At 67.5% G+C, this 19853-nt stretch carries 13 protein-coding genes; 6 read left to right on the top strand and 7 right to left on the bottom strand.

From position 1 onward, the window contains the following. Positions 1-46: 46 nt before the first annotated feature. Entirely contained in the window at positions 47-1276 is a 1230-nt protein-coding gene (locus ACPPVQ_RS09215; protein ID WP_426521205.1) for a cysteine desulfurase family protein, read from the bottom strand. Positions 1277-1324: 48 nt separating this feature from the next. Between ACPPVQ_RS09215 and glgX the strand changes: the two genes are divergently transcribed. Both glgX and ybaK read left to right on the top strand, forming a co-directional pair. Next, positions 1325-3442, top strand: coding sequence for a glycogen debranching protein GlgX (gene glgX / locus ACPPVQ_RS09210; protein ID WP_426520818.1), 2118 nt, complete (start codon positions 1325-1327; stop codon positions 3440-3442). Further along, the gene (gene ybaK, locus ACPPVQ_RS09205; protein ID WP_426520816.1) at positions 3442-3930 is read left to right on the top strand and encodes a Cys-tRNA(Pro) deacylase; all 489 of its coding nucleotides are present in this window, start codon (positions 3442-3444) and stop codon (positions 3928-3930) included. The genes glgX and ybaK overlap by 1 nt, the downstream gene beginning before the upstream one ends. Before the next feature lie 84 nt (positions 3931-4014). Here the strand turns inward: ybaK and glgP are convergent, their stop codons facing one another. Next, complete coding sequence (gene glgP, locus ACPPVQ_RS09200) at positions 4015-6576, bottom strand: alpha-glucan family phosphorylase (RefSeq protein WP_426520814.1); 2562 nt, start codon at positions 6574-6576, stop codon at positions 4015-4017. A gap of 189 nt (positions 6577-6765) precedes the next feature. On the opposite strand from glgP, the gene ACPPVQ_RS09195 reads away from it, so the two are divergent. Together ACPPVQ_RS09195 and glgB are read left to right on the top strand one after the other, a co-directional pair. Then, complete coding sequence (locus tag ACPPVQ_RS09195) at positions 6766-8748, top strand: alpha-1,4-glucan--maltose-1-phosphate maltosyltransferase (RefSeq protein ID WP_426521203.1); 1983 nt, start codon at positions 6766-6768, stop codon at positions 8746-8748. Then, complete coding sequence (glgB, locus tag ACPPVQ_RS09190) at positions 8748-10967, top strand: 1,4-alpha-glucan branching protein GlgB (RefSeq protein WP_426520812.1); 2220 nt, start codon at positions 8748-8750, stop codon at positions 10965-10967. The genes ACPPVQ_RS09195 and glgB overlap by 1 nt, the downstream gene beginning before the upstream one ends. Here the strand turns inward: glgB and ACPPVQ_RS09185 are convergent. The 3 genes from ACPPVQ_RS09185 to ACPPVQ_RS09175 are packed head-to-tail and all read right to left on the bottom strand — an operon-like array spanning position 10951 to position 14576. Then, the gene (locus ACPPVQ_RS09185; RefSeq protein WP_426520810.1) at positions 10951-11736 is read right to left on the bottom strand and encodes an SDR family oxidoreductase; all 786 of its coding nucleotides are present in this window, start codon (positions 11734-11736) and stop codon (positions 10951-10953) included. The two genes, glgB and ACPPVQ_RS09185, sit on opposite strands and share 17 nt — an antisense overlap. A gap of 33 nt (positions 11737-11769) precedes the next feature. After that, positions 11770-12744: a tetratricopeptide repeat protein gene (locus tag ACPPVQ_RS09180; RefSeq protein WP_426520808.1), complete on the bottom strand. Its 975-nt coding sequence runs from the start codon at positions 12742-12744 to the stop codon at positions 11770-11772. Continuing rightward, positions 12741-14576 (bottom strand): hypothetical protein, encoded by a 1836-nt coding sequence (locus ACPPVQ_RS09175; protein WP_426520806.1) that lies wholly within the window; start codon positions 14574-14576, stop codon positions 12741-12743. Before ACPPVQ_RS09175 ends, ACPPVQ_RS09180 begins: the two co-directional genes overlap by 4 nt. A gap of 283 nt (positions 14577-14859) precedes the next feature. Here ACPPVQ_RS09175 and ACPPVQ_RS09170 point away from each other — a divergent pair, with 283 nt between their 5' ends. Beyond that, a complete protein-coding gene (locus ACPPVQ_RS09170; RefSeq protein WP_426520804.1) occupies positions 14860-17730 on the top strand; it encodes a hypothetical protein in 2871 nt (956 codons plus the stop codon). A gap of 17 nt (positions 17731-17747) precedes the next feature. Continuing rightward, positions 17748-18785: an AI-2E family transporter gene (locus ACPPVQ_RS09165; protein ID WP_426520802.1), complete on the top strand. Its 1038-nt coding sequence runs from the start codon at positions 17748-17750 to the stop codon at positions 18783-18785. A 29-nt stretch (positions 18786-18814) separates the two neighbouring features. Here ACPPVQ_RS09165 and ACPPVQ_RS09160 read toward each other — a convergent pair whose 3' ends face one another. Together ACPPVQ_RS09160 and ACPPVQ_RS09155 are read right to left on the bottom strand one after the other, a co-directional pair. Continuing rightward, positions 18815-19543, bottom strand: coding sequence for an alpha/beta hydrolase (locus ACPPVQ_RS09160; RefSeq protein ID WP_426521201.1), 729 nt, complete (start codon positions 19541-19543; stop codon positions 18815-18817). A 2-nt stretch (positions 19544-19545) separates the two neighbouring features. Then, a complete protein-coding gene (locus ACPPVQ_RS09155) occupies positions 19546-19845 on the bottom strand; it encodes a hypothetical protein (RefSeq protein WP_426520800.1) in 300 nt (99 codons plus the stop codon). Positions 19846-19853: the final 8 nt, after the last annotated feature.

The raw sequence follows: 19853 nt of genomic DNA, 5'->3' as shown, positions 1-19853 counted from the left end.
GCTGCTGCTGGCCGCCCGCCGAGAGCGCCGGAGGCGGTGGGCGGGCTCAGCGGCCGAGCCGCGTCGCCCGTTCGGCGAGCCCCGCCCTGGCCGCCTGTGCGTAGGCTCCGGGCAGCGCCCCGAGCACCGCGTCGACGTCGGATTCTGTCGTGGTGCGCCCGAGCGTGATGCGCAGCGCACCGCGTGCGTCTTCACCGGAACGGCCCATCGCGATGAGCACGTGCGAGGGCTCCGGGATGCCGGCCTGGCAGGCCGACCCGGTCGAGACGGAGATCCCGGCGACATCGAGCAGGAAGAGGAGGGAGTCGCCCTGCGCGCCGGGGAAGACGAAGTGCACGTTCGACGCGACACGGGCCGGATCGCCTGCGGGCATCCCACTCAGGACGGCCTCGGGGACGGCCTCGGCGACACCGCGGATGAGGCGGTCACGCAGGCGTTCCAGGCGCGCGCGCTCCTGGTCCAGGTCGCGCACCGCGCGCTCGGCCGCGACGGCGAACGCCACCGCCGCTGCCACGTCCTGCGTCCCGCTGCGCACGTTGCGCTGCTGGCCGCCGCCGTGGACGAGCGGGACGACGGTCGCAGTGCGGCTCAGGACCAGCGCACCGATACCGACCGGCCCGCCGATCTTGTGCGCGGACACGCTCAGCGCGACCAGGCCGGCTGCGCCGCTGCCCGTCTCCCGCCGGAGGCTCGCGAAGTCGATGGGAAGGTGACCGTACGCGGCCACGGCGTCCAGGTGCACGGGTACGGCGTTGCGCTGCCCGATCCTCGCGAGCTCGGCGACCGGCTCGATCGTGCCCACCTCGTTGTTGACCCAGAGCGCCGTCCCCAGCGCGATCGACGTGCTGTCGCGGGCGAAAGCGCGCTGCGCTGCATCGACGTCGATGAGTCCGCGCCCGTCGAGCGGCAGCCACTCGACAGACGCACCCTCGTACCGTTCGAGCCATTCGAGCGTGTCGACGGTCGCGTGATGTTCGCCGCCGGGCGCGAGAACACGGTGCCGCGGGGGCTGTGCTGAGTCGTTGCGAGCCCAGTAGAGGCCCTTGAGCGCCAGGTTGATCGCTTCGGTGCCGCCCGAGGTGAACACGACCTCGATCGGGTCGCATCCGAGCGTGACGGCGACGGTCTCGCGGGCCTCTTCGAGCATCCGCTTGGCCTGCTGCCCCTGGCTGTGGATCGACGACGGATTGCCGACGACGCTCATCGCCTCGGCATACGCGGCGATCGCCTCCGGCAGCATCGGTGTCGTCGCCGCGTGGTCCAGGTAGACAGCCACTGCCATCACTCCCCTTGCGTTCAGCCTGTATTCACTACTCTAGATCGCATGACTCCTGCCGATCCCCTGCGCAACCTCGGCGTCCGAGTGACCTCCCACGGCGGCGAGTTGCGTGTCTGGTCGGAGAACGCGGATGCGATGGAACTCTGCCTGTTCGACGACAAAGATGCGAACTGGATGGTCAAGACCACGCGCATGACGAAGGATGCGAACAACGTCTGGGTGGGAAAGTCGCGGTCGCTCACCCCAGGGCGACGGTATGCGATCCGGGTATCCGGCCCGGTGAGCGCCACGAACACGTTCAACCCGGAGACCCTGCTGATCGACCCGTACGCCCGCGGTCTCGTCCACACCGGATCGAACGGATGGCTCTCCTACGTCGTCGAGGACGGCTTCGATTGGGGCGACTCCCGCAAGCCGCAGACCCCGCTCGACCACACGGTCGTGTACGAGACGCACGTCAAGGGAATCAGCAAGCTCAACCCCGACATCCCCGAAGAACTGCGCGGCACCTATGCCGGTCTCGCGCATGAATCGACGATCCGCTACCTGCGGGAGCTGGGCGTGACGGCCGTAGAACTGCTGCCCGTCCATGCGTTCGTCTCCGAGCAGCGGCTGATCACCCAGGGACTCACGAACTACTGGGGCTACAACACGCTGAACTTCTTCTCGCCCCACGCTCCGTACGCCTCGCGTGCGGCGCAGGCGGCCGGACCGGATGCCGTGCTCTCCGAGTTCAAGGGCATGGTCAAGCTCCTGCATGAGGCCGGACTCGAAGTCATCCTCGACGTCGTCTACAACCACACGGCAGAAGAGGGTCTCGGCGGCCCCCGCTCCAGCTTCCGCGGTATCGACAACGCGAACTACTACCGGCAGGACGAGCACGGCGCATACATCGACGTGACCGGCTGCGGCAACACGGTCAATTTCGGTCACGATGTGCCGGTGCGCCTGGTGCTCGACTCTCTCCGGTACTGGGCGAACGAGGTCCAGATCGATGGCTTCCGTTTCGATCTCGCCGCCACGCTTGGGCGCGACGCCGACGTGAACTACTCGCCCGATCATCCGCTGCTCCGTGGAATCCTCGACGACCCCGCTCTCGCGAACGTGAAGATGATCGCCGAGCCGTGGGATGTGGGCGCCGGAGGCTGGCAGACCGGCAACTTCTCGCTCGGCTGGTCGGAGTGGAACGACCGCTACCGCGACCGCGCCCGGGCCTTCTGGCTCGCCGACATCTCCGAAGCGCGCGACAAGGGCGCCGCCCCGACGGGCATCGGTGGATTCGCAACGCGCCTGGCCGGTTCGTCGAACACCTTCTCGCCGGAGCGCGGTCCGCTCGCATCCGTCAACTTCATCACCGCGCACGACGGGTTCACGCTCGCCGACCTCACCTCATACAACGCCAAGCACAACCTCGGCAACGGTGAGAACAACCGCGACGGCACCGACAACAACCGTTCGTTCAACCACGGCATCGAAGGCCAGACGACCGACGAAGCGATCCTTCTCGACCGGCACAAGGCGATGCGCAACCTGCTGGGCACACTGCTGCTGTCGGCCGGCATCCCGATGCTCACCGCCGGGGACGAGTTCGGCCGCAGCCAGCGGGGAAACAACAACGCCTACTGCCAGGACAGCGAGCTCACCTGGATGAGCTGGCTCCGCACCCGCGACCAGCGCGAGCTGCTGGCGACGACCCAGCGCCTGCTCGAGCTCCGCCGCACCAACCCGGCCCTGCGCCCCAGCAGGTATGCGGTCTTCGGCGAGACGACGAAGAACGCCAGCCACATGGACTGGTTCGATGCGACCGGTGAGCTGATGGACGACGAAGACTGGAACTCGCCGGAGAACCGGACTCTGCAGTACCTCGCTGCGAGTACGCCCGACAAAGAAGAGTTCAACCGCATCCTCCTCATCGTGCACGGCGTCGAAGACGACGTGACCGTCTCCCTGCCGGTCGCTCCCGGCGTCGAGTCATACAACCTCCTCTGGGACAGCGCGACCGAGGTTCCGATCGAGGAGGACCCGACCGAACTCGCGCCGGGGTCGGCCCGATTGGTCGGCGGAACGTCGATGCAGCTCTTCCGCGCGAACGGTCCCCGTGTCGTGGCGGCTCCGGGAGCTGCGCCGAGCCCGCATCCGATCACGGACCCTGTGCCGAGCTGATGGCGAGACGCACCACTGCTGGAACGCCGGCGACGGTAGCACTCACCGCGGCGGGCATCCCGTTCGCCGTTCACGCATACGACCATGACGCGTCGGTGACGTCGTTCGGGCTGGAGGCCGCTGAGGCACTCGGGATCGAACCGGAACGCGTGTTCAAGACCCTTCTGGCCGACACCGACACGGGTCTGGTCGTCGGCATCGTGCCTGTGGACGGCAAGCTCGACCTGAAGGCGCTGGCGACCGCGGTCGGGGCGAAACGCGCGGTCATGGCCGATCCTGCCGTCGCCGAGCGACGGACCGGTTACGTGGTCGGCGGAATCAGCCCGATCGGCCAGAAGACGCGCCTGACGACCGTGCTCGACGAGACCGCGGAGCTCTTCGACACCGTGTTCGTCTCCGGCGGCAAACGCGGGCTCGACCTCGAGCTCGCCCCTGCCGATCTCATCGCCGCGACGACCGCGACCGTCGCCCCGATCGCCCGCCCGTAATCGGCCCGAGAGGCGTCCGAACGCTGTTTGGTCGCCAAACTCTTCGCGTCGTGCGCGGGATATTGGCAACCAAGCGGGCCTCGATCAGGCGGCGATCGAGACCAGGCCCAGTTCGGCCGAGCTGAGCAGCAGGTCGTTGCGCGGCACGATCCGCACGGTGTAGCCGAACGAACCGGGGCGGCTGAGCTTCACGGTGCCCAGGTATTCGACGGCACCGCCGAGCGCCGACACGCTGTCGACCTCGAGGTCGCGGATGCGCACGTGGGTCAGCTCATCGCCGCTCTGGCTGCGACCATAGACGACCTGCACCGCGACGTCCTCCGGTTTCAGTCCGTTGAGCTGGATGCGCGCACGCAGGTGGAGTTCATCGCCGACCTGCGGGGTCGCATCCACGCCACCGGACTCGACGTGCACGACCGCGACGCCGGGCCAGGCCGCACGCACGCGCGCCTTCCATGCGGAAAGTGCACGGGCGCCCGCGTAGCCGTCGTCGCTCACGCGCCGCTCGAACCCGCTCGCCGGGATGTACATCCGCTCGACGTATTCGCGCACCATCCGGTCCGCACTGAGCGAGGGCGACAGCGTCGCGAGCGTGTGCCTGATCTGCCCCACCCATGCCTCGGGGACTCCATCGCCGTTGCGCTCGTAGAAGCGCGGTGCGATCTGGTTCTCGATCAGGTCGTAAAGCGCTTCCGCCTCGAGGGCGTCACGCTCGGCGCCGTCTCCGGCCGCATCCGCCGACGGGATGGCCCAGCCGTTCTCGCCGTCGAAGTACTCGTTCCACCAGCCGTCGAGGATCGACAGGTTGAGCGCGCCGTTGAGGGCGGCCTTCATGCCGGAGGTCCCGCACGCCTCCAGCGGCCGCAGCGGATTGTTCAGCCAGACATCCGTGCCCGGGTACAGCAACTGCGCCATGCCGATGTCGTAGTCCGGCAGGAACACAATGCGGGTGCGGATGTCCGGCTCGGCCGCGAACTGCACCAGCTTCTGGATGAGCCGCTTGCCTTCCTCGTCTGCTGGGTGGGACTTGCCCGCGATGACGATCTGCACCGGCCGCACAGGATCCAGGAGGATGGCGCGCAGCCGGTCGGGGTCGTGCAGCATGAGCGTCAGGCGCTTGTAGGTGGGGACCCTCCGCGCGAACCCGATGGTCAGCACCGACGGGTCGAGCAGGTCCGACATCCAGGCGGGCGCGACGCCGCCGGGATTCTGGCGCTCCCAGGCTTCCGAGACACGGCGGCGGGCGTCGCCGACGAGCTGCTCGCGCATCCGGGTGCGCACCGACCAGAGGTCGAGGTCGCTGAGACCCCCCGAGGCCCAGTCGGCAGCGGTCGTGTCGGTCGTTCCGAGCCGATCTTCGGCGAGCGCCCGCAGCATCGGGTCGGTCCAGGTCGGTGCGTGCACACCGTTCGTCACCGAGTCGATCGGAACCTCGTCGACGTCGAATCCCGGCCACAGTCCGCCGAACATCCGGCGGCTGACCTGACCGTGCAGTTTGGATACGCCGTTGGCGTGCTGTCCAAGCCGCAGTCCCATCACAGCCATGTTGAAGACGTCGGGCGAACCGCCCGGGTAGTCCTCGGCCCCCAGTGCGAGAACGTCGGCCACCTGCACGCCGGGAAGCAGATCGTTCGAGAAGTAGCGTTCGACCAGCGGCCGCTCGAACCGGTCGATGCCGGCTGCGACGGGCGTGTGCGTGGTGAAGACGGTGCCGGCACGCACGACCTGGAGGCCCTCGTCGAAGGTCAGCCCTTCGCCGATGAGGTCGGAGATGCGCTCGACACCCAGGAATCCGGCGTGGCCTTCGTTGGTGTGGAAGACCTCGGGCTCTGGCACGCCGGTGAGTTCGGCCCAGACTTTGAGCGCGCGGACGCCGCCGATGCCCAGCAGGAGCTCCTGCAGCAGGCGATGCTCTCCCCCGCCGCCGTACAGGCGGTCGGTGACCGAGCGCAGCGCATCTTCGTTCTCGGGGATGTCCGTGTCGAGAAGCAGGAGGCGGATTCGGCCGACCGCCGCCTGCCAGACTCGCGCGTGCAGCGCACGGCCCTCGGGAAGCGCGAGTGTGATCTGCACGGCTGTTCCGTCCGGCTCCCTGAGCACGGCAAGCGGCAGCCCGTCCGGATCGAGCACCGGGTAGCTCTCCACCTGCCAGCCGTCGGGCGAGATCGCCTGCGAGAAGTATCCGGACCGGTAGAAGAGGCCGACCCCGACGAGCGGGACCCCGAGGTCGGAGGCGCTCTTCAGATGGTCGCCCGCCAGAATGCCGAGTCCACCGGAATACTGAGGGAGGGCGGCAGCGATTCCGAATTCGGGTGAGAAGTAGGCGATCGACCGTGGAGCCGAGCCGTCGAGGCCCTGGTACCAGCGCGGTTCGCTCAGGTAGGCGTGCAGGTCGTCACGCAGCCGGTTAGCCCAGTCGACGTACCCGTAGTCGTTCGCCAGCTCGTCGAGACGCTCAGGATGCACGGCGCCGAGCAACGCGATCGGGTCATGCCTGGTCTGCTGCCAGAGCTCGGGCGAGATGCGGGCGAACAACTGTCTTGTGGGTTCGTGCCACGACCAGCGCAGGTTGCCTGCGAGCTCTTCCAGCGCCCCGAGCTGCTCGGGGAGGACTGCGCGAACGGTAAACCTTCGGATCGCCTTCACGTCCAACAGCCTAGGCGAGTCGCATGGGCTGCGTGCAAGCGCTTGCGCCGAAGGGTGCCAACTCGCGGGCCCGCGCGGTACGGTCAGGGGGTGGGAAAGACTGCGGAGAACCAGAAGGCGGGCACAGACACCCGCGCGCATGCTGCACCGGCCGGCGACGGGGCGGCGCCCTCGTCGTTCGCCCCGGCGATCGGCCGCATCCCCATCCTGGCCCTGAGCCCCCAGGTCGACGACGGTGCGTGGCCGGCGAAGGCGTTCAGCGGCGAGGTCATCCCGTTCCGGGCGACGGCGTTCCGCGAGGGCCATGACCTGATCGGCGTCGATCTGCTGCTCCTCGACCCGAACGGGGCCCAGACCGAATACCGGATGAAGGCGATCGCCCCCGGCACGGACCGCTGGGAGGTCCTGGTCCAGCTCGAGACCGAGGGGCTCTGGCGGTACCGCATCCAGGCATACGGCGATGAATACGCGACGTGGCTGCACAACGCGACGGTGAAGGTCCCCGCCGGTGTGGATGTCGAGCTCATGTTCACGATGGGACACGGGCTCCTGGAGCGCGCCGCCGCCGACAAGCGCAGGAGCACCGCCGAGCGTCGTCACATCGGCGAGGCCGCCAAGGTGGTCGCCGACACGTCGAAGACGCCGGAGGAGCGCCTTGCCGCGGCCACGGATGCCCGCGTGGTCGGTGTGCTGGACGCCCGTCCCGTGGTCAGCCTTCCGACCCTGTCCCCCACCCGCAGCATCCTGGTCGAGCGCACGCGCGCGGGCGTCGGCAGCTGGTACGAGTTCTTCCCGCGGTCCGAAGGCGCGAAGAAGCAGCCCGACGGCTCGTGGAAGTCGGGAACCTTCCGTTCGGCGGCGAAACGGCTGCCCGAGGTCGCCGCGATGGGCTTCGACGTCGTCTACCTGCCACCCATCCACCCCATCGGGCACGAGTTCCGAAAAGGCCCGAACAACACGCTCAACGCGGGGCCGAACGACCCTGGTTCGCCGTGGGCCATCGGGAGCGCCGAAGGCGGTCACGACGCGATCCACCCCGACCTCGGCACGGAGAAGGACTTCGTGTTCTTCGTCGGCAAGGCGAAGCAGGCCGGGCTCGAAGTGGCGCTCGATCTCGCGCTGCAGGCGGCACCCGACCACCCCTGGGTGAAGAAGCATCCGGAATGGTTCACGACGCTGCCCGACGGGACCATCGCCTACGCGGAGAACCCGCCCAAGAAGTACCAGGACATCTACCCGATCAACTTCGACAACGATCCCATCGGGCTGCGCGACGAGATACTGCGCATCGTGCTCTACTGGATCTCGCTCGGGGTGCGCATCTTCCGCGTCGACAACCCGCACACGAAGCCGATCGGCTTCTGGGAGTGGCTGATCCACCATGTCAACGCCGACTACCCGGATGTGGTCTTCCTCGCAGAGGCGTTCACGAGGCCGGCGATCCTGCACACGCTCGCGAAAGTGGGTTTCCAGCAGTCGTACACGTACTTCACCTGGCGGAACACGAAGGATGAGCTGGCCGGGTTCCTCGACGGCCTGGCCCACGACACGGCCGACTTCCTGCGGCCCAACCTCTTCGTGAACACGCCGGACATCCTCACGGAGTACCTCCAGTTCGGCGGCCCGGCAGCCTTCAAGATCCGGGCGGCGATTGCGGCGACCGGTGCGCCCACCTGGGGCGTGTACTCCGGGTTCGAGTTGTACGAGAACGTGGCACGCGCGGGCGCGGAGGAGTACATCGACAACGAGAAGTACGAGTTCCGCCCGCGTGACTACGCCAGGGCCCAGAACCTCGGCAAGTCACTTGCCCCGTACCTGACGATGCTGAACCGGGTCAGGAGCGAGCATCCCGCCCTGCGCCAGTTGCGCAACCTTCACGTGCACGAGAGCGATGACGACGCGATCCTCGTCTACAGCAAATACTTGTCGGGATCGTTCACCCGCAGCGGCAAGCCGGACGCGATCATCGTGGTCGCGAACGTCGATCCGCATTCCGTGCGCGAGACGATCGTGCACCTCGACGTCACGCAGTTCGGCGTGCCGCCCGGTGGCCTGTTCGAAGTGAAAGACGTCGTCACCGGGGCGAAGTGGACCTGGGGCGCCGACAACTACGTGCGGCTCGACGCGTTCACCGAGCCGGTCCACATCCTGACCGTGAAGGGGACCCCCTGATGAGCCCGATCCCCGAAGGGGCGGCAGCGATCGCCCTGCCGACACTGCACGACTCCCTGCTCGCCGCGGTCGCTGCCGGCAGCCACCACGACCCGCACTCGGTGCTCGGCCAGCATCTCGTGCGCGCAGAAGGCATCGACGACCCGATCACGGTCATCCGCGCCCTCCGCCCCCTCGCAAGCGAGGTCGTCGCCGTGCTCTCGAACGGCTCCCGTGTCGAACTCGGCCATCTCGCGCACGGCATCTGGCAGGGATTCAGCCTTCTCGGTCCCCAGGATTACGTGATCGAGACGCACTACGCCAATGCCCCCTCCTGGACGGCGGACGATCCGTACCGGTTCCGGCCGTCGATCGGCGACCTCGACCTCCACCTGATCGGCGAAGGCCGGCACGAACGGCTGTGGGATGCGCTCGGCTCGCACTACAAGGCGCAGTTCGGCGTGTCCGCCGAGGCGGTAGGGACCGGCTTCACCGTCTGGGCGCCGCACGCCCGCGCGGTGCGCGTCGTCGGCGACTTCAACGACTGGGACGGAACCCAGCACGCCATGCGCAACATGGGCACGACCGGCGTATGGGAGCTCTTCGTTCCGGGCATCACGCCCGGCACGATCTACAAGTACGACCTGCTCGGGCAGGACGGCAACTGGGTGCGCAAAGCCGACCCGATGGCGCGGTATACCGAACGGCCGCCGGCAACGGCATCGGTCGTCGGCGAAACCCACTACGGCTGGAACGACGGCGAGTGGCTCACCTCGCGTTCGGCGCACGACCCGCACAACGGTCCGATGAGCGTCTACGAACTCCACGTCGGCAGCTGGCGGCCCGGTCTCGGCTATCGCGAACTCGCAGACCAGCTCATCGAATACGTGACGGAGCTCGGCTTCACGCACGTCGAGTTCCTGCCGCTGGCCGAGCATCCGTTCGGCGGATCATGGGGCTATCAGGTCACCGGCTACTACGCCCCGAGCAGCCGGTTCGGGCATCCGGACGACCTGCGCTACCTCATCGACCGGCTGCACGGCGCGGGCATCGGGGTGCTCGTCGACTGGGTACCCGGCCACTTCCCGAAAGACGACTGGGCTCTCGCCAGGTTCGACGGGCAGCCCCTCTATGAGCATTCCGACCCGCGACGGGGCGAGCAGAAGGACTGGGGCACCCTCATCTTCGACTTCGGGAACTCGCAGGTGCGCAACTTCCTCGTCGCGAATGCGCTGTACTGGCTCGAGGAGTTCCACGTCGACGGGCTGCGTGTCGACGCCGTGGCTTCGATGCTCTACCTCGACTACTCGCGCGAAGAAGGCGAATGGGAGCCGAACAAGTACGGCGGACGCGAGAACCTCGAAGCGATCAGCTTCCTCCAGGAGGTCACCGCCACCGCGTACAAACGGAACCCCGGCACGGTCATGATCGCCGAGGAGTCGACCAGCTGGGGTGGTGTCACCCAGCCCACCTCCAGCGGCGGGCTCGGTTTCGGGTTCAAATGGAACATGGGATGGATGCACGACTCCCTGCAGTACATCCACGAAGATCCGATGTACCGCTCCTACCACCACAACGAGATCACCTTCTCGTTCGTCTACGCGTTCAGCGAGAACTTCCTCCTCCCGATCAGTCACGACGAGGTCGTGCACGGCAAAGGGTCCCTGCTCAGCAAGATGCCGGGCGATCACTGGCAGCAACTCGCGAACGTGCGCGCCTTCCTGTCATTCATGTGGGCGCACCCCGGAAAGCAACTGCTGTTCATGGGGCAGGAGTTCGGCCAGCCGTCGGAGTGGAGCGAGGAGCGCGGCCTCGACTGGTGGATCCTCGACCAGCCGACCCACCGCGGGCTCTTCGACCTGGTCGGCCAGCTCAACCGCGTCTACCGGGACAACGCTGCACTCTGGGCGCTCGACAACGACCCGGCCGGCTTCGAATGGATCGACGGCGGCGACGCGGCCGGCAACGTCGTCTCGTTCCTCCGGTGGGACGACGACGGCAATCCGATCACCGTGCTGATGAACTTCTCCGGCAACCCGCACAGCGACTATCGCGTCGGCCTTCCCTTCGCCGGACAGTGGGAGGAACTGCTGAATACGGACGCGGTCGCCTTCGGGGGCTCGGGGGTCGGAAACCTCGGGGCAGTGGAGGCCGTCGACGAGCCGTGGGGTGGAAGACCTGCCTCTGCGCTGGTCACCCTTCCCCCGCTCGCAGGGCTGTGGCTCAGACCGTCGCGCTGAGCCATTTCTCGAAGTCGATCCCCTCGATCGCTTGATCGGGAGCCAGGTTGTCGCCGGCACGCCACGACGCGCCGAGCGCGCCGGGCTGGCGCACACCGGCGATCACGGCGCGGGAGCCCGTTGCGGCCTTCCAGGCCTCGGCAAGCGCGCGGGACGACTGGATGCGCGGCCCGCCGACCGTACGGGTCGCGTTCGGGGGCCCACCGCCTTCCGCCGCGTCGACGAGTATCCGCGCGACGTCGGGTACCGCGATGGTCTGGAAATGCACCTTCGTGAAGGCCGGAATCACCCCGATCCTGGCGCCGGACGCGAAGATCGAGGCCAGGAAATCATGGAACTGCGTTGTGCGCACGATGCGGGTCTCGATCGGTGAATCGTGGTAGGTGCGCTCCTGGGCCGCCTTCGCCCGGTAGTAGGAGTACGCGGACCGGTCTACGTTCGCGATGGAGAGCAGAACGGCATGGCCCACCCCGAACCGTGCGGCTGTATGCAGGAGGTTCTGCGATCCAGCGATGAACGTGTGACTTGCCTCACGTCCGACCCCGTTCGATGCATCGATCAGCACATCCATGCCCTCGACCGCTTCTTCGAGTCCGTCGCCGGTGATCAGATCGACCGTCGCGTAGACGGCGCCGGGCACATAGGCCGTACTGTCGTCATCCGGAACCCGGCGACTCGCGACGACCACATCATGCCCCCGCTCCACCGCTTCGGCCGCGATCGCACGGCCGGCGAGACCTGTCCCACCCACGACGAGGACGCGCGCCATGCGGAGCCTCCCGGGGTCTGGTCTGGCGTGGGGTCAGTACAGAAGCGACGCCAGCCTAGCCCGGGCCTTCATCACACGCGGGTCGTCCACACCGACGATCTCGAAATAGTCGAGCAGGCGGGCTCGCACCGAGTCCCGCTCCGGGCCGCCGAGCTTCGGGAAGAGCGTAAGGAGCCGATCGAACGCGTCGTCCACGTGTCCGCCCGAGATGTCCAGGTCGGCGACCAGCTCCTGCGCTTCCGCATCGTCGGGGTCCTGGGCCGCAGCCGAACGGATCTCGTCGGCCGTCCTGCCCTGGAGACGTGCGAGCAGGCTCACCTGGGCCAGGCCTGCGACAGCCATCGTGTCGCGCGGGTCCTGCGCGATCGCGAGCTTGTACTCCGCGATCGCCTCGTCGAAGTCACCCCGCTCGATCGCCTCGTACGCTTCGGCGTGGTGCGGCGGCAGAGGTTCGGGCTGCGGCTCGGCTGCAGCGTCGGCCTCCGCGGGTGCTGCACCGTCACCCTCGACGGTCACCCGGCCGGTCACACCGTTCTGTGCGGCCAACTGGAGGAGTTGTTCGAAGACGTCGCGGATCTGCGCCTCCGGCAGCGCGCCGGCGAACAGCTGCACCGGCCGACCGGCGATCACCGCTGCTGCCGCAGGGACGGACTGAGCCTGGAATGCCTGCGCGAGCTGGGGGTTCGAATCCACATCGACGGTGACGAGGACGAACTGTCCTGCATAGTCCTGGATGACCCGCTCGAGAACCCTCGACAGCTGCTGCGACGGCTCTGCCCACGAGGCAGCGAGGTCGACGATCACCGGTACGGTCATCGACAGGTCGAGGAAGTCGTTGAAATTGGCGTCGGTGCCCTCGAAGAACAGGCTGGGCAGCACGAGCGCCTGCGCCGGCGAATCCGGGTCAGCACCGGATGCAGCGGCAGGGCCACCCGACGTCGCCGCGCGATTCACCAGGGACGAAAGGTCGACCGCTCCGCGCAGGTGGGAGGGAGGAATCTGGCTCATTGAACCTCCTTGGCTGAGACGAGGCCCTGGGCGAACCCGAGCAACGTGATCTTCTGGTCGGATCCGGCCGGCGGTACGTAGAACGCCAGCTGGTACCCGTACGTCGAGGCGATGCCCTTCTTACTCGAGCTCACCCCGCTCAACGCAGCCGAACTGGCGCCCGCGTTGACCTCGGCCCCGGCTTCGACGACCTTGAGTGTCTCCGTCTCGTCGAGGTTCGTCCAGACGATAGCACCCGAATCATTCGTCGCCATAGCGATGGGCGTACCCGAGCCGACCTTGTTGCTGAAGGTGAGCGATGCGGTTTTGGGGATCGCCGCCTGCTTCTTCGTCTTGTATTCGAGACCGACCGACGGACGCAGGGTGTCGCCCTTGGCCTCGAACAAGTTGAAATAAGTGCTCTTCGGACCCTTCATCAGGATGTCACCGTAGGCGGTGGCGACCTGCTGCGGAGGGAGGAGGAGCAGCTTCGAGTCCGGCGGAACGACGGCCGCACCGATACTCGCCGGGGCGAGATCGGGAACCTTCGCCTTGGGTTCGAGGGACACGGCATAGGTCACGAGGTAATTCGACCGCGGGGTCTGCTGCACCAGGGTGATGGCCTGCGGCGCCTGTGTCTTGTTCGCACCCTGCACGACGGTGGACACCACGCGGGGCCACATGTCCGTCGCCTGGGGAAGCGTCAGCGCGAGCGGGCCGGCGGCGACGGCCGGGAGCGCTGGCTCGTCCGACTTCTTCGCGCGGATGGCGTAGTTCGCCTGGCGCAGCTCGAGGGCCGGGCCGGTGAAACGCGTAGCGATAGCTTTTGAGTCGAGCTTCGCATCCGCCGCCGTAGCGACGGCAGAGATCTTCGTCATGATCCGCTCGAGCTGCGGAACGGTCACCGCCGGGGGCTGAACGTCTTTCGCCTTGGGCAGTTCGGTGGTGATCGGGGTGGAGCTCGCCAGCGGAGCGGCCGCACCGAAGTGCGGCCAGTAGTCGCCCGAGCAGCCGGACAGGGCGAGCGCGCCGACCAGGACGACCGGCACGGCGACCAGGGCCCGACGCGCGGAACGGCGCCCCTTCGGAGTCGTCTCGATGGCCTTCGTCGGCTTGTACTTCGGCGCCTTCGGCAGCTTCGGCATCTTGGGTCCGCCCTTACGCCTCGGTCCGCGCGACCTGCGCAGTGCGTACAGTCCCCACAGGTAGAGCGCGAGCCCGATGATGAGCAGCACGCCACCACCGACGATCAGCGGTCCGGCCCACGGGGTGCTCGAGTCGAGCGGCCACACGATGCGGATCTGGTTCGGGGCAGGAGCCGTGCCGTCGCTCGCGATGATCACGCTCACGTTGTTGGGAACGTTCATGCGCGTCACGTTCGCATCAGGACCGGAGAACTGTTCGAGCCACAGGTCGGAGCCGGCGGGATTCGGCCCCTTGACCGGCTCCCCTTTCGCGGTGCCGGAGACCGGCGGCGGTGTCGTGGACGGCGCAGTGCCGGTCGACGACTGGGCGTCATCGGCTGGCTGGGGCGCCACGCTCTTGCTCGTCAGGCTGCCGCTCGTCGCGTCGTATTTCAGCGTCGCGTAGGACTGGTCGCCCAGCCACGCAGTGACATCCGCGGTGCGACCGTACGCGACAAGCTCGTTCGGGGCGCCGTCGACGTACAACGTCTGCTGCCCGGGGTGGGAATTGAGCACCGATCCGTCGACCATGATGAACCGCGGGGCGCCGCTGACGGTGGTCGCGGCCGACACCTGGGACGGCGGTGCGAACACCGTGCGCTGGGCGATGCCGGCGACGATCAGCACGGCGGCCACCACGAAGGCGACGATGGCGAGTACAAAACGCAAAAAAGCTCCTCCTGTGCTGCCCGTTCTCGCTGAGCGATTCCGTGGTGCGGCCGGACGGCGGTTGCCGCCCTCATCGGGTTTCTGGACCACACCAATCACAGCGGATACACCGCCGGTGAACGGCAACAAACAAAGTCACCCAACGATACCGGACGACCCTGAGAGCCCGCTAACCGTTGCCTGCGAGCACCGCAAATGCGACGCGCAGGCGTGGTCGGTAAGATCGGATCGGTTGCAGCGCCCCACCCCCCGAACGCCTGCAGTCAATTGACCAGGAGAGACAGTGGCGACCGACGACGAGAACTTCACCCAGGTATTCCGCGGATACGACAAGGATGAGGTCGACAAGGCCATCCAGGCGCTCCGCCGCGAGCTCATCAAGTCGAACACGCAGAGCGCGGAATCGACCAAGGAGATCAAACGACTGCAGATCCGCGTCGAAGAGCTCAACGCCGAGATCGAAGAGGTCGGCAGCCCGACCTTCTCGGGGCTCGGAACCAAGCTCGAGAACACGCTTCGCGTCGCAGAGGAGCAGTCGACCCGGCTGATCGCGCAGGCCGACATCGACGCTGAGAAGCTGCGCAGCGGCGTCGCTGCAGAGGTGGAGAAGATCAAGCAGGCGGCCGCACAGCAGGCCGAGCGCGTGCTCGCCGACGCGCGCGCACGCGCCGCGACGGCGCTCGAGGATGCCCGGATCGAGGCGGCCGAGCTCGTTGCGAAGGCGAAGGAAGACAAGGAAACGCTCACGCAGGACGCCATGCGGGAAGCTGCGGCCATCCGCGGTGCCGTCGCTACAGAGGCGGCCGACCTGCGAGCGACCAGTAAGCGCGAATCGGCCGCCGTGCGTGCCGAGGCCGAGCGCGAGGCTGCCGAGCTCAAGGTCGTCGCGACCCGCGAGGCCGCTGCCGCCCGGGCGGAAGCCGAAGACATCGAGCGTGAACTGGACCAGCGTCGTGCCGAGGCCACCGCCGACCTCGATGCCGCGCGCGCCGAATTCGAAAAGGAATCCGTGCAGGCCCGCCAGGCTCTCGCCCGCGACATCGAGCAGACCAGGGTCACCCTCGAGGCCGAGACGCTCGAATCCCGAACGGCGCTCACCAACGAAACACGACAGGCGCGGGCCGACCTCGCCGCCGAAACCGAGCGTGCACGGGCCACCCTCGCCGCCGAGACCGCCCAGACGCGCGCAGACCTCGCCAACGAGGTCCAGACGACGAAACTGGCGCTGGAGACCGAGGTCGAGCAGACGAAGCGGGCTCTCACCGTCGAGGTCGAACAGACCCGCACCGCGCTCACGGCCGAGGTCGAGCAGGCCAGGAGCGCCCTCAACGACGATGTCGTGCAGACCAGGAGCGCGCTCGCAGACGAGGTCCTGCAGACCAAGACGGCGCTCTCGACCGACGTCGAGCAGACGCAGGCGAATCTCGCCGCCGAGGTCACCGCCACGAAGAGTGCTCTCGCCGCCGAGGTCGAGCAGACGAAGAGCGCACTCACCACCGAGGTCGACGAGGCCAGGCGCACCCTCGCACTCGACGTCGAACAGACCAGGAACGCGCTCGCCGCCGAGGTCGACAGCACGAAGAGCGCACTCGCGACCGAGGTCGAGGAGACGACGACCTCGCTCGCCGCGCTGGTCGAGAAGACGAAGGCCGACCTCGCCACCGAGGTGACGACGACGCGCGCCGACCTCGAGAACGAAGTCACGAAGACGCGCACGGAACTCGCCAACGATGTCGCGACGGCCAGGGCCGAACTCGAGAACGAGGTCAGCACGACCAAGGCCGAACTCGAGAACGAAGTCAGCAGCACCAAGGCTGCCCTGGAGAACGAGGTGACGACCACCAAGGCCGCCCTCGAGAACGAGGTCACAACCACCAAGGCCGCCCTCGAGAACGAGGTCACAACCACGCGTACGGCGCTCGAGAACGAGGTCTCCACTGCCCGGTCGAGCCTGGCGGCAGACGTCGACAAGACGCGGGCCGACCTCGCCACCGAGGTCGAGAAGACGCGAACGGAACTCGAGACCGAGGTGCGCACGACGAAGAACGCGCTCGCCGCCGAAGTCGAAGAGACCCGCAACGCACTCACGGCGGAAGTCGACGGTACCCGTGCGGCACTCGCCGACGAAGTCCTGCAGGCGAAGACGGCCCTCGCGACCGAGGTCGAGCAGACGCAGGCGAACCTGGCCGCTGAGGTGACTTCGACGAAGAGCGCACTCGCCGCCGAGGTCGACCAGACGAAGAGCAAGCTCGCCACCGAGGTCAAGCGGACGAAGAGCCGCCTGGCGGCCGAAGTCGAAAAGAAGACCAGCGCGCTGACCGAAGAGGTCGACACCACCAAAGCCGCACTTGCCGACGAGGTCGAGACGACCAGGGCGACCCTCGCCGAAGAACGCGAGACGACGCGACTCGAGCTTGCCAATGAGCGCGAGCAGACGCGCATCGCGCTCACCAGGGAGGCCGAGGACACCCGCGTCGCCCTCGCGGAGGAGACCGAGCAGGCCCGGGTCGACCTCGAGAAGGATTCGTCTGAGGCGCGGGCGCAGCTGGCGAGCGACATCGAGCAGGCACGAGCCGACCTGGCCGACGAGATCGCGTCGACCCGCTCGGCATTCGCCGCAGAGAGCACCGAGGCAAGGGCGGCACTCGAGGCCGAACTTGCGAAGGTGCGCAAGGATGCCCTCGACGCCGCACGGGCCGGATCGCGCGAACTCGAACAGGCACGCATCGATCTGGACGTCGAGCTGAAGGCTCGCCGTGACGAGGCCGAGAAGGACCACCTCGCGCGGCACCAGGAAGCTGTGGCCCAGATGCAGAAGTACCTCGACGAAGCGAACCAGCAGCTCGCCGAAGCCATCAAGCGGATGACCGAGAAGCGCGAAGAGGCCGACGCCATCGAAGCGGAAGCCCGCGCAGAGGTCAAGGCCGCGCGTAAAGAGGCGGAGTCGACGGCGAAGAAGATCGTCGGAGACGCCGAGAAGCGGGCCGCAGGCCTTCTCGACGACGCCGAAAAGCGCACTGAACGCCTCGTGGCGGACGCAGAGGACCGGCTCGCTCAGATTAGGATCGAGCGAGAAGCCGTCGCCGGCTACTTCGAGAACCTGCGCGGTGTACTCCAGCAGGCTGAGAAGGTGACGGCGGACGACAACGGTTAGACCACGGGGAGGTCCGGATGAAGATCCAGAACGCGTTCAGATTCGGCCTCATCGGAACCCTCGGCGTCGGCCTCGGCCTCCTGATCCTGATGTCGATCGTCACTCTGTCGACGATCCTCACCTACATCGGGGCTGCGCTCTTCATCGCCCTCGGCATCGAACCGCTGATCGCGTTCCTCGAGCGGCGCAAGTTCCCCCGGTGGGCGGCACTGGTGACCGTGCTCGTCGTCATCATCGGCGCGTTCACCGCCCTGATCTGGGCGATCGTGCCCATCGCGGTCAGCCAGGCGACGCAGCTGGTCCAGGGCATCGTGACCTGGGTGCAGAAAGGCGACGCCCAGAAGTGGTTCGAGTCGCTGCAGCGACAGTTCCCGACCATCGTCAACCAGGAGAACATCAACAACGTCGTCCACTGGCTGCAGAGCAATGTCGGCAACATCACCAACGGCATCGTGCAGACGGGTCTGGGCATCGTGAGCGGATTCTTCGGGGTGATCGTCGTGATCATCCTCACGATCTACTTCACGGCATCCCTGCCCAGCATCAAACGAGCCAGCTACCTGCTGGTTCCCGCCTCGAAGCGCTCCCGATTCGCCGACCTGGCCGACCAGGTGACCGACTCGGTCGGCAAGTACGTCGGGGGCCAGGTGTCGCTTGCACTTGTCAACGGTGCCCTCAGCGCGATCTTCCTCACGATCATCGGTGCGAGGTTCCCCATCCTCCTCGCATCCATCGCGTTCTTCTTCTCGCTGATCCCTCTCGTCGGAACCATCACCGGTTCCGTCATCATCGTCGCCCTCTGCCTGCTGTCCGGCTGGCCGACCGCCCTCGCGGCGGCGATCTACTACCTCGTCTACATGCAGGTCGAGGCATACGTGCTCAGCCCCCGCATCATGAACCGCGCCGTGCAGGTCCCAGGCGCCGTGGTGGTCATCGCAGCGCTGGCCGGCGGCTCGCTCCTCGGCATCCTGGGCGCCCTGATCGCCATCCCGTTCGCCGCGTCCATCCTGCTCATCATCAAGCAGGTCGTGATCCCCCGGCAGAACGAGCTCTGACCCCGGGAACAGTCAGGCCCCGGGAACAGTCAGGCTCCGGGCTCAGACGGGCCCGACCACTCGGTCGGCAGCGGCAGCGCGGCCGGGTTGACGCGCTTCACGATCTCTGTGAGCACCCGTCGCGTCTGCGCCTCCCCCACCCACAGGTGTTTTCCGCCTTCGACGTTCACGAGTTCGATCTGGGGAACGGCGGCGAAACGCTCGGCGGCCGCCTCGGGCCGCAGGTAGTCGTCATGCTCCGGGATGAGCGCGACCATCGGCCGGCTGTCACCCGCCCACGCCGACAGCTGCGCGGGTGTCGCCCGGTGCAGCGGCGGCGAGAGCAGGATGACCCCGTCGACCGCCAGCTCCCGCCCGTACATCAGGGCGAGCTCGGTTCCGAACGACCACCCGACCAGCCACGGATGCGGGAGCCCGCGCTCAGCGACGAAGTCCATGGCCGCGACGACATCGAAACGCTCTCCGACGCCGCCGTCGAACTGTCCTCCGCTCGTACCACGAGGGGATCGGGTCCCCCGCGTATTGAAACGCAGCACAGCGATGTCGGCAAGCGCCGGGAGGCGTGCAGCCGCCTTGCGCAGGATGTGGGAGTCCATGAACCCCCCACCGGTCGGAAGCGGGTGCAGCGTCACGAGTGTCGCGACAGGCGCGCGTTCGAGCGGGGCCGCGAGTTCGCCGACGAGCGTGAGCCCGTCGCTCGTGCGGAGTTCGATGTCCTCGCGGCGGGCCGGGAGTTCGACGCCCCCTCTGATCTCGATCGTCAACTGATCCTCCAGCAGTGGGTGTGCCAGTGCCTCCTGGCGGCGATGTCAGCAGCGTCGCCCATCAGACCATCCGCACGCCAGGTGACGAGGTGTGCGACGCCCGGCTCGATCTCGAGGCCGCACCCCGGGCAGATGTAGACCTTGACAGCCTGCACCGGCGAAACCGGCTGAACGTTCCACGCGAAGCCCCGGCGCACCTCCGTACGGCGCCAACCCTGCGTGGCACGCGACAGATCGAGAGCCTCGTCTTCGTCCTGGCTGGGCTTTCGACCTCGGGGACGGTTGCTGCGCGGCATGGTTTCAG

The organism is Leifsonia sp. McL0618 (genome assembly GCF_049994905.1).
GTDB lineage: Bacteria > Actinomycetota > Actinomycetes > Actinomycetales > Microbacteriaceae > Diaminobutyricibacter.
The sequence above is the reverse complement of the archived record's forward strand: the minus strand, read 5'-3'. Positions and strand labels throughout refer to the sequence as shown.

What these genes read in the sequence shown, in the direction of transcription:
- glgB (WP_426520812.1), top strand. Translation starts at nt 8,748, where the DNA reads ATGAGCCCGATCCCCGAAGGGGCGGCAGCGATCGCCCTGCCGACACTG.
- glgX (WP_426520818.1), top strand. Translation starts at nt 1,325, where the DNA reads ATGACTCCTGCCGATCCCCTGCGCAACCTCGGCGTCCGAGTGACCTCC.
- ACPPVQ_RS09155 (WP_426520800.1), bottom strand. Translation starts at nt 19,845, where the DNA reads ATGCCGCGCAGCAACCGTCCCCGAGGTCGAAAGCCCAGCCAGGACGAA.
- ACPPVQ_RS09165 (WP_426520802.1), top strand. Translation starts at nt 17,748, where the DNA reads ATGAAGATCCAGAACGCGTTCAGATTCGGCCTCATCGGAACCCTCGGC.
- ybaK (WP_426520816.1), top strand. Translation starts at nt 3,442, where the DNA reads ATGGCGAGACGCACCACTGCTGGAACGCCGGCGACGGTAGCACTCACC.
- ACPPVQ_RS09185 (WP_426520810.1), bottom strand. Translation starts at nt 11,736, where the DNA reads ATGGCGCGCGTCCTCGTCGTGGGTGGGACAGGTCTCGCCGGCCGTGCG.
- ACPPVQ_RS09180 (WP_426520808.1), bottom strand. Translation starts at nt 12,744, where the DNA reads ATGAGCCAGATTCCTCCCTCCCACCTGCGCGGAGCGGTCGACCTTTCG.